Below are 9,579 nucleotides of genomic sequence, written 5' to 3'. Positions count from 1 at the left end.
GATAAGCGTCAGCGCCATCCGGCAAATAAGGTGGTGAGCTACAAACGTTGTCCCAGATGTTTTGTTGGTACTCGGCTTTGGTGTAAGACTGCCAATACAACAATATTTGTGTCTTGTGCACTATAGTAAATCGTATGGCTAACATAAGGAAAGCTGTAAACATCTTCACCAAAATCATCAATGCGATGTTGCCCCATGCCTGGCATTTCAGCTAATTGGGAGAGAACGACCTGTAATTTCCTAAGATAATCCCTGGACTGTTTAGCGCCCCAATTTCTTGATGTGTAATCACGGATCTCAATAATATCGCGCTGTGCTTCCCCAGTAAGTTTGTAACTCACTTTTTATCCTTTGTGTTGATCCATCAACTCATCAAAAAAAGCATCGCCGTCGACAGTATTGCCCAAATGAATATCGTTTTGAGCACGCTGAATTTTGGCCTTCAGTAACTGGAGCTTCATGGCTTCCATTTGCTCATAGTCTTCAATGGAAACGACAACTGCAACAGGCTTACCGTTACGATTAATTTGCACAGGTTCTCGCTGTGCTTTAAGCAGCATATTGCCAAATTGTGTTTTGGCTTCATTTGCCGTGAGAGTATGCATATTGTCACCATTTCGCATGAATCGTTCGATTCGTTCATTATAGTCGATATCTTTCTGGTGGTCACTATGAAGAGGGGGCCAGAAAAGTAGGCCGGATAAGCGATAGCGCCATCCGGCACCTGGTGAACCTGTAAGTATGGCTTACAGGTTCAGCCGTGCTTCACTGGAGAGTCGCCAGCGTACTCTCAATTCTTGCCAGCTTCTGCTGTACCTCTTTCAACTCATCCTGCAGCCGTTGCTCTTGTTCGCTGTAGACCATCAGGACGATACAACCGTTCATCACTTTTACGGTAATCTGTTGTCCGGTATCAAACCCAGCCGTGCGTAACCACTTGCCGGAAAGGATAATTTTGGGCGTGGATATGTCGAAAACATTCGGGCGATATCCCACAATTAACGAACGCTCGGTTCCGGATTGGTCGGTGTCTGGGGTAGAATGCGAATCAGCCATAATCAACTCCTTGATAGTTGGTGAGGTTAGCTCTCGTCAGGTACTGCGAATACCGGGTGGGAGCATTTATAGATCAGGTCGCCAAAGGAAAGGTACGTACCTGGTTGGTGATGTCTTGCTCTTATAGGTACGTACATGTCAGCGGTTAAACGCGACCCAAACCAGTCCAAATCCGGAAAAGCACCGACCTTCCAGATTCGTATCACGCCTGAGTTAAAGGCGCAATTCGAGGCAGCTGCAAAGGCAGAGGGGATGAGCTTGGGGAATTGGCTCAAAACCTTGGGGAGAAAGGAATTGGTAAGGCTGCAGATTGAGCCTCAAGATAAATAGTGGGCCGATTAATTATCCTGCCTTCCTGGGATATTTATGATCTCCATTTTTAAGGCATCTTCTCCTGAAAATATTGCAGCTAAACCCTTCCTGATTTTTAATTGGTCGTTCTCTATTGCCCCATGAGCCACAGGGGAATATATAGCTGTTTGTAACTGCACTCGCTCAAAATTATAGCCAATATCTTTTGCGATCTCTGACAATAAGTCCAAGAAAAGATTGTTGCTTATTTGGTTCCATATGGTTCCTAAGGCGTTGTCGTTATCAGGGTATGATGTATTCAAATGTGCAAAATAAAGCTTCCAGGAAGATAATACATCACTTTCAGAAGCGCTTCTTCTGGCCTTTCCTCTTCTTATTTTTCCATAAAATGCTAAGTCGATCATATTTAATGCACGAACATGTTCGTTAGACAGTCGAGCATTCGGAGATCTGGTTGCCATGAGTTGTTTGAATATATCAATTTTTAATGATTTTATCTGTGAATATTTTTCAATGAATTTTTGAGTTTGAATGGCTATTAATGGGCTAATCACAGTGGCAGTAATGGCTATAATGGTAAGTGCAGTACTCATATATGATTCTCGTTATCAATAATTGAATTTAAACATTTGAACGAGGATCATAAATGAATTCGTGTACTGAGAAGATATGACAAATGGCTGGGATAAGAAAAGCATTTTGGCGGAAGATCACAGGAGTCGAACCTGCCCGGGACCGCTGGCGGCCCCAACTGGATTTGAAGTCCAGCCACCTCACCGGAGATGACGATCTTCCGCGCCTCGATTGCTACATGGAGGCGGGGCGCATTATAGCTACTTCCTCGGGTTTCCACACCCCCTGACTCACTTTTTTAACTTCCGTTTCGCTATAACATGATCGGTTTCATATAAATCCCCACAAAATCCATAAGTTACAGTGATGTTTATTTTTTGACGCTACCCCGATCACAGAAAACAAGAATCGTAATTTGATAACGAGATATCGGAATACCCATGTCCCGCGTGATGATTTACAAAAACTGTAACCGGTACCAGTATGCCTGTGTACGCCTTATGCCCCGTATCTGACCGACGCAATCAACAGGACGTTACGGCGAAAGCATTTCAGAACTAAAGGAACAGACGATGAAAATTAGTGACGGAAACTGGATGACCCAGCCAGGTCTGAATGTAATAAACCCCGTTCAGGTGTTCGATGTTGAACAGCAGGGTAATGAGATGGTGGTCTACGTTGCGCCGCGCGACGTGCGTGAGCGAACCTGGCAGTTGGACACCCCGATGTTTACGCTGCGCTTCTTCTCGCCGCAGGAAGGCGTGGTGGGCGTGCGTATGGAGCACTTTCAGGGAGCGCTGGATAACGGCCCGCATTATCCGCTGAACGTGCTGCAGGACGTGAAGGTTGAGATGTGCGATAACGCCGACGTTGCCGAATTGAAGAGCGGTAATTTAAGTGTGCGCGTAACCAAAGGCGAATTCTGGGCCCTCGATTTTTTACGCAACGGGGAGCGCATTACCGGTAGCCAGTTGAAAAATAATGGCTACGTGCAGGATGCTAACAGCGATCGCAACTATATGTTCGAGCGCCTGGATCTGGGCGTCGGCGAAACGGTGTACGGACTTGGCGAACGCTTTACGTCGCTGGTGCGTAATGGTCAGACGGTCGAGACCTGGAACTGCGATGGCGGCACCAGTACCGAGCAGTCTTACAAGAACATCCCGTTCTATGTCACCAATCGTGGTTACGGCGTGCTGGTGAACCATCCGCAGTGTGTGTCGTTTGAAATTGGCTCCGAGAAGGTGTCAAAGGTGCAGTTCAGCGTGGAAAGCGAGTATCTGGAATACTTCGTGATCGACGGCCCGACCCCGAAAGCGGTGCTGGATCGCTATACCCAGTTTACCGGTCGCCCGGCACTGCCGCCTGCGTGGTCGTTCGGTCTGTGGCTCACCACCTCGTTCACCACCAACTACGATGAAGCGACGGTGAACAGCTTTATCGACGGCATGGCCGAGCGCAATCTGCCGCTACACGTTTTCCACTTTGACTGCTTCTGGATGAAGGCCTTCCAGTGGTGTGATTTTGAGTGGGACCCGGTGACGTTCCCGGACCCGGAAGGCATGCTCCGTCGCCTGAAGGAGAAAGGCCTGAAGGTCTGCGTGTGGATCAACCCGTACATCGGGCAGAAATCGCCGCTGTTCAACGAACTGAAAGAAAAAGGCTATCTGCTTAAGCGGCCGGATGGATCGGTATGGCAGTGGGATAAATGGCAGCCGGGGCTGGCGATTTATGACTTTACCAATCCAGATGCCTGCGAGTGGTATGCCAACAAGCTGAAAGGCCTGGTAGATATCGGCGTGGACTGCTTCAAGACCGATTTTGGCGAGCGTATCCCGACGGATGTGCAGTGGTTTGACGGCGCTGACCCGCAGAAAATGCACAACCATTATGCGTTCATCTACAACGAACTGGTGTGGAACGTGCTGAAAGAGACCGTGGGGGAAGAAGAGGCGGTGCTGTTCGCCCGTTCTGCTTCCGTGGGCGCGCAGCAGTTTCCGGTGCACTGGGGCGGCGACTGCTACGCCAACTACGAATCAATGGCGGAAAGCTTGCGCGGTGGCTTATCCATCGGCTTGTCCGGCTTTGGCTTCTGGAGTCACGACATCGGCGGCTTCGAGAATACCGCCCCGGCGCACGTCTACAAACGCTGGTGTGCGTTTGGGCTGCTCTCCAGCCACAGTCGTCTGCACGGCAGCAAATCCTACCGCGTACCATGGGCGTACGACGACGAGTCCTGCGATGTGGTGCGTTACTTCACCGAGCAGAAATGCTGCATGATGCCGTATCTGTATCGCGAAGCTGTGCGCGCCAGCGAGTATGGCACGCCGATGATGCGTGCGATGATGCTCGAATTCCCGGACGATCCGGCGTGTGATTACCTTGACCGTCAGTACATGCTGGGCGACAGCGTGATGGTGGCCCCGGTGTTCTCTGAAGCGGGAGATGTGCAGTTCTACCTACCGGAAGGTCGCTGGACGCACCTGTGGCGTAACGACGAGATTGTGGGCAGTCGCTGGCATAAACAGCAGCATGACTTCCTGAGCCTGCCGGTCTACGTGCGTGACAACACCCTGCTGGCGCTGGGCAGCAATAACCAGAAGCCGGATTACGCCTGGCATGAAGGCACTGCGTTCCAGCTGTTCCATCTGGAGGAGGGGCGTGAAGCCGTCTGTGACGTGCCGGCCGCTGACGGCTCGGTTATCTTCACGCTGAGGGCGAAACGTGTGGATAACACCATCACCGTGACGGGGGAGGGCGAGGCGCGCAACTGGACGCTGTGTCTGCGTAACATCCCGCAAGTTGGCGGTGTGAAGGGCGGTTCATCTACAGGGAGCGAGTGGGGTGTGGTGATTGCAGCAGAAGGCAATGTGTTGACCATTACCCTGTAAGTGCATGTGAACGTGGTGCCGGATGGCGATGCCGGCACCACGGTGTGCACAACTTTTTGGGCCGGTAGTATTTGCTCTACCGGCGATACCTTACTGCGCAGGCTCGGTCGACATCACTTCGCCGCCCGAAATCTCACCTGCACTCATCGTCTGTGTCACTTGCTGCTTGTCGGCATTCACCGCATGCAGTTGACCGTTCACCGTGGGCTTCAGCGGCGTATCTGCCTGCAGAGTGCCGCTGGCAGTCAGTTGGATGTTACCGTCGCCGGAAATCGGCAGCGCAGGCCATCCCCACTGTTGCAGGATAGTCATTGGCACACCGCGACCGTTCAGGCTGACCTGCGTCTGGCGCTGCGGAAGTTGTGAGATGCTGGCGGTAGCCTCCAGCAACCCTTTCTCGGTATACGCACTCAGTTCGCTGATATTGATCGTGCTGCTGTTGGCCGTAAGCGTCAGCGAAGGGCGGTGTACGTCGGTGCGGTTAAACGTGGCGGCCGCGGCGTTGAGCGTGGCGCTACCGCTCCAAATCCCCCACAGGTGATTTTGCACCAGTCCGAGGTTGGTGCCGTAACCGTCCAGCGCGGTGAGCTGCCACGGGAAGGCCGGGTCGATATCGATCACCAGATTGCGGCTGGCGCTGAATTTCTTCAGCGTCAGGCTGTCGAGCCAGGTGGGCAAGGGTTTCACCCACAGCGGTTTCCAGTTTTCCGGTAGCGTGTATTCCAGCCCGGCAACTGCGGCATCGTCGAGAACAAGCGCTTTGCTATTGCGCAACCAGTTGCCGGAGGTTCTGACCATACCGCCTTCCCAGCGGGTGGTGAACTGGCGCAGCGCAATGCCCTGCGGCGAGAACTCAGCGTTGAGAATAGGATCGAAGAAGTGCAGCGAGCCGTAGATAAATTCGCTGGCGTTCATCGACAACTTACCTTCCTGGGTTTGCCAGTCGTCCTTACTGAAGGTCATGTTGCGCAAGCTGAGATCGAGATCCGTTACCGCCCAGTCAGGGCCTTGTAGACGGGCATCTGTCACCTCAAGACGACCAATTTGCAGCGAGGGAATGGTGGTGAGCGGCGCAAAAAAATCGGTCAGCGATTTATCGCTTTGCAACCGAATGTCGTTTAGCCGCAGACTCTCCACCATCCAACTGCCGTCGGGGTTTCGCTGCGCCACGCCGGTCAATGCGCCGCGCGCCACATCGGCGCCAATATTGCTTAACGTGACGCGATCGTTATCGATACTGCCTTCAATCAGCACGTTAGTCGTAGGAACATCGTTCAGCGTTAACGAGCTGGCGCTGAGCTGGATCTGCGTTTTACTGCCGAGTATTTTTCCGGCTTCAGGGCTCCAGGGGATCACGCCGCCGTTCACGCGCAGCGCACTGAGGTTCCACTCGCTTCCGGGGCTGTTGAGTGCCATATCCTGTAGCTGCAGGCGATCGGCCTGGAACGGCAGCGGTGCAGTTTGTGGAGAAAGATTCAGCGTACCGTTTTGCAACAGGATGGTGTCGACGTGCAGCGGGTCGGTGATTTGGCGACTGCTCAGCCCAATATCAACGTTTTTTGCTACCAGGGTGGCAGGCTGGCCATCCCGACCAAAGGTGACGTTCTCCAGCAGAATGTGGGAAGGCGAAGAAAACCGATGATCGATGGCATCAAACGTCAGGTGGTAGCTGCTGTTCTCTGACACCCAGGCGCTGACATGCTCGGCGCCCCAGCGGGTTTGCAGTAGAAAATAGAGACCGAGGATCGCCACTGCAAGGGCGATCAGCACGTAAAGAAGCAGCTTTCCAATAAATTTCATGGTCTTCCATCCCGCAAAGTACACGTAGTCAAGTTATGCACGATTTACGCGCAATCCTCAAGGCGGGAATGGTGAAAGAGCGTAACAGCGGCGTTGATTCTGAATCAACGCCGCATGTCGCTTACTGTTTCTCTGGCGGGAAAACGAGGTTCAGAACGATAGCGGTAATACCGCCTGCGGCAATCCCTGAGGAGAGCAGGTTTTTCACCCAGTCCGGGGCAAACTGCAGGATCAGCGGCTGCTGGGAGACGCCCAGGCCAACGGCCAGCGACAGTGCAATAATCAGAATAGCGCGGCGATTCAGCGGCTCGCGAGAAACAATGCGCACCCCGGAGGCGGCGATGGTACCGAACATCACCAGCGTAGCGCCGCCGAGAACCGGCTCAGGGATGTGCTGTACAAACCCACTGACCGCCGGGAACAGACCCAGCGCGATCAGCATCAGCGCGACTACAAAGCCAACATAGCGGCTGGCTACGCCAGTCAACTGAATCACCCCGTTGTTCTGCCCGAAGCAGGAGTTCGGAAAGGTATTGAACACGGCGGAAACAAACGAGTTCAGGCCATTTGCCAGAACGCCGCCTTTCAGACGCTTCATGTACAGCGGGCCGGAGACCGGTTGTTCGGAGACATCGGAGGTGGCCGTAATATCGCCGATGGTTTCCAGAGAGGTGATCATAAAGACCAGCATCAGTGGCAGCAGTAAGCTCCAGTCGATGCCCAGGCCATAATATAGCGGCGTTGGTACCATGATGAAGTCCTGGCTCACCGGTGCGGTGTTTTGCGGCAACATGTCCATAAACCAGGCCAGCAGATAGCCTGCGGCCATGGCAATCACCAGTGATGCCACGCGCAGGTACGGGTTACGCTGGCGGTTAAGAAGAATAATGAGCGCCAGTACAACGCCGGCCAGCATCAGATTCTTCGGTGCGCCGAAGGTGTTGTCGCTCATTGCGGCATAGCCGCCACCGATTGACGTCAGGCCTACCTGAATCAGCGACAGGCCGATAATCATCACCACCACACCTGAGACCAGCGGGGTAATAATACGGCGCGCCAGATGCAGTACGCGCGAGATAACCATTTCCGTGCAGCTCGCCAGCATCAGCGTACCGAACAGTGCCGCCATCATGGTCGGGACATCTGCACCGCCGGTTTTCAGCGCCGTGCCGCCCATAATCAGCGGTGCTACAAAGTTAAAGCTGGTGCCCTGAATGGATAACAGCCCTGAGCCGACCGGCCCCCAGGCTTTAATCTGAATGATGGAGGCTACGCCGGATGCGAACAGCGACATACTGATAATGTGTTGAGTATCCTGAGCCGGTAAACCGAGCGCCTGACAGATAAGCAGGGCTGGCGTGATCACCGCGACGAACATCGCCAGCAGGTGCTGGCAGGCGGCAAACAGGGTCTGGGCTAACGGGGGGCGATCTTCAAGACGGTAAATCAGTTCACTGTTGTGAGCCTGCGCAACCGGTTGCGCATTTGTTGGCTCTACGGCGTTAACGGACATCAGAGGCAATCCCATGGTGGAAAAGCGGTGATTTTATCTGACCAGAACAGAAAAGCAAACGTTTGCTAGCAGGTATTCTTAATATTTAAAACCGATGAACTCACCTTTTTATATAACTTTTTGTCATTTTCTGCTTAAAATCCACCCCGAAAACCTAAAAAGACCTAAAAATCGATCTGGAATACATCGTGCGTGATTGTGCTAAACGCACTAATGGAGCTGTCTATGTTTTACCTCGATACGTTATCTACATTGGTTGCGGCAACGCTGGTGTTGCTGCTGGGACGTAAGCTCGTCCAGTCTGTTCCCTTCCTGAAGAAATACACGATACCTGAGCCCGTTGCGGGTGGTTTACTGGTGGCGATCGCACTGCTGGTACTGAAAAAGAGCATGGGCTGGGAAGTTAATTTCGATATGACGCTGCGTGACCCGTTGATGCTGGCGTTCTTTGCCACTATCGGCCTGAACGCCAACATCGCCAGCCTGCGCGCCGGTGGCCGCGTGGTGGGCATTTTTCTGATTGTGGTGGTGGGGTTGCTGTTGATGCAGAACGCCATTGGGATCGGGATGGCGAGCCTGCTGGGTCTTGACCCGTTGATGGGGCTGATTGCCGGTTCGATTACGCTTTCCGGTGGACACGGTACGGGCGCGGCGTGGAGTAAGCTGTTTATTGAGCGCTACGGTTTTACCAATGCCACCGAAGTGGCGATGGCGTGCGCAACATTTGGCCTGGTGCTGGGTGGACTGATTGGCGGCCCGGTCGCGCGCTATCTGGTGAAGCACTCCACTACACCTGACGGTATGCCGGACGATCAGGCCGTGCCGACTGCGTTTGAAAAACCGGATGTCGGGCGCATCATCACCTCTCTGGTGCTGATTGAAACCATCGCGCTGATCGCTATCTGTCTGACGGTGGGCAAAATCGTTGCGCAATTGCTGGTGGGTACCGTGCTGGAATTGCCGACCTTCGTCTGCGTGCTGTTTGTTGGGGTGATCCTCAGCAATGGCCTGGCGTTAATGGGCTTTTATCGGGTGTTTGAACGCGCGGTTTCCGTGCTGGGCAACGTGAGTCTGTCGCTGTTCCTGGCGATGGCGTTGATGAGCCTGAAGCTGTGGGAACTGGCTTCGCTGGCGCTGCCGATGCTGGCGATTCTGGTGGTGCAGACGATCTTCATGGCGCTGTACGCCATATTTGTTACCTGGCGCATGATGGGCAAGAACTACGATGCCGCTGTGCTGGCAGCCGGGCACTGTGGTTTTGGTCTCGGCGCAACGCCGACGGCGATTGCCAACATGCAGGCGATTACCGAGCGTTTTGGTCCATCGCATACTGCATTTTTAGTCGTGCCGATGGTAGGGGCGTTCTTTATCGACATCGTTAACGCGCTGGTGATTAAGCTGTATTTGCTGTTGCCAATTTTTGCGCAATAAAGG

At 53.3% G+C, this 9,579-nt stretch carries 9 protein-coding genes and 1 tRNA gene; 3 read left to right on the top strand and 7 right to left on the bottom strand.

Annotated features, from left to right (window positions below):
- Positions 1 to 38: 38 nt before the first annotated feature.
- The 3 genes from FDW95_RS02060 to FDW95_RS02050 all read right to left on the bottom strand — a co-directional run bounded on the left by FDW95_RS02060 (position 39) and on the right by FDW95_RS02050 (position 1,056).
- Positions 39 to 341, bottom strand: coding sequence for a type II toxin-antitoxin system RelE/ParE family toxin (locus FDW95_RS02060; RefSeq protein ID WP_115257152.1), 303 nt, complete (start codon positions 339 to 341; stop codon positions 39 to 41).
- Between the two features lie 3 nt (positions 342 to 344).
- Positions 345 to 605, bottom strand: a complete 261-nt coding sequence (locus FDW95_RS02055; protein ID WP_115257153.1) for a type II toxin-antitoxin system Phd/YefM family antitoxin — start codon at positions 603 to 605, stop codon at positions 345 to 347.
- A 160-nt stretch (positions 606 to 765) separates the two neighbouring features.
- Positions 766 to 1,056, bottom strand: a complete 291-nt coding sequence (locus FDW95_RS02050; protein WP_115257154.1) for a SymE family type I addiction module toxin — start codon at positions 1,054 to 1,056, stop codon at positions 766 to 768.
- A gap of 135 nt (positions 1,057 to 1,191) precedes the next feature.
- Here FDW95_RS02050 and FDW95_RS02045 point away from each other — a divergent pair, with 135 nt between their 5' ends.
- Positions 1,192 to 1,386 (top strand): toxin-antitoxin system HicB family antitoxin, encoded by a 195-nt coding sequence (locus FDW95_RS02045; protein ID WP_115257155.1) that lies wholly within the window; start codon positions 1,192 to 1,194, stop codon positions 1,384 to 1,386.
- A gap of 8 nt (positions 1,387 to 1,394) precedes the next feature.
- On the opposite strand, the gene FDW95_RS02040 is transcribed toward FDW95_RS02045, so the two are convergent.
- Both FDW95_RS02040 and FDW95_RS02035 read right to left on the bottom strand, forming a co-directional pair.
- Complete coding sequence (locus FDW95_RS02040; protein ID WP_115257156.1) at positions 1,395 to 1,961, bottom strand: DUF6680 family protein; 567 nt, start codon at positions 1,959 to 1,961, stop codon at positions 1,395 to 1,397.
- Between the two features lie 107 nt (positions 1,962 to 2,068).
- A tRNA-Sec gene (locus FDW95_RS02035) sits at positions 2,069 to 2,163 on the bottom strand.
- A 350-nt stretch (positions 2,164 to 2,513) separates the two neighbouring features.
- On the opposite strand from FDW95_RS02035, the gene yicI reads away from it, so the two are divergent.
- Entirely contained in the window at positions 2,514 to 4,832 is a 2,319-nt protein-coding gene (yicI, locus tag FDW95_RS02030; protein WP_115257157.1) for an alpha-xylosidase, read from the top strand.
- Positions 4,833 to 4,922: 90 nt separating this feature from the next.
- Here yicI and FDW95_RS02025 read toward each other — a convergent pair whose 3' ends face one another.
- Positions 4,923 to 6,632 carry an AsmA family protein gene (locus FDW95_RS02025; protein ID WP_137363396.1) on the bottom strand — a complete coding sequence of 570 codons (1,710 nt, stop codon included), beginning with the start codon at positions 6,630 to 6,632 and terminating at the stop codon, positions 4,923 to 4,925.
- Between the two features lie 121 nt (positions 6,633 to 6,753).
- Positions 6,754 to 8,145 (bottom strand): xanthine/proton symporter XanP, encoded by a 1,392-nt coding sequence (gene xanP, locus FDW95_RS02020; RefSeq protein WP_096759062.1) that lies wholly within the window; start codon positions 8,143 to 8,145, stop codon positions 6,754 to 6,756.
- 225 nt (positions 8,146 to 8,370) lie between these two features.
- Between xanP and gltS the strand changes: the two genes are divergently transcribed.
- Complete coding sequence (gene gltS, locus FDW95_RS02015) at positions 8,371 to 9,576, top strand: sodium/glutamate symporter (RefSeq protein WP_096759063.1); 1,206 nt, start codon at positions 8,371 to 8,373, stop codon at positions 9,574 to 9,576.
- The last annotated feature ends 3 nt before the right edge of the window (positions 9,577 to 9,579 follow it).

Source organism: Citrobacter sp. wls718, from assembly GCF_005280945.1.
Lineage (GTDB): Bacteria > Pseudomonadota > Gammaproteobacteria > Enterobacterales > Enterobacteriaceae > Citrobacter > Citrobacter gillenii.
The sequence above is the reverse complement of the archived record's forward strand: the minus strand, read 5'-3'. Positions and strand labels throughout refer to the sequence as shown.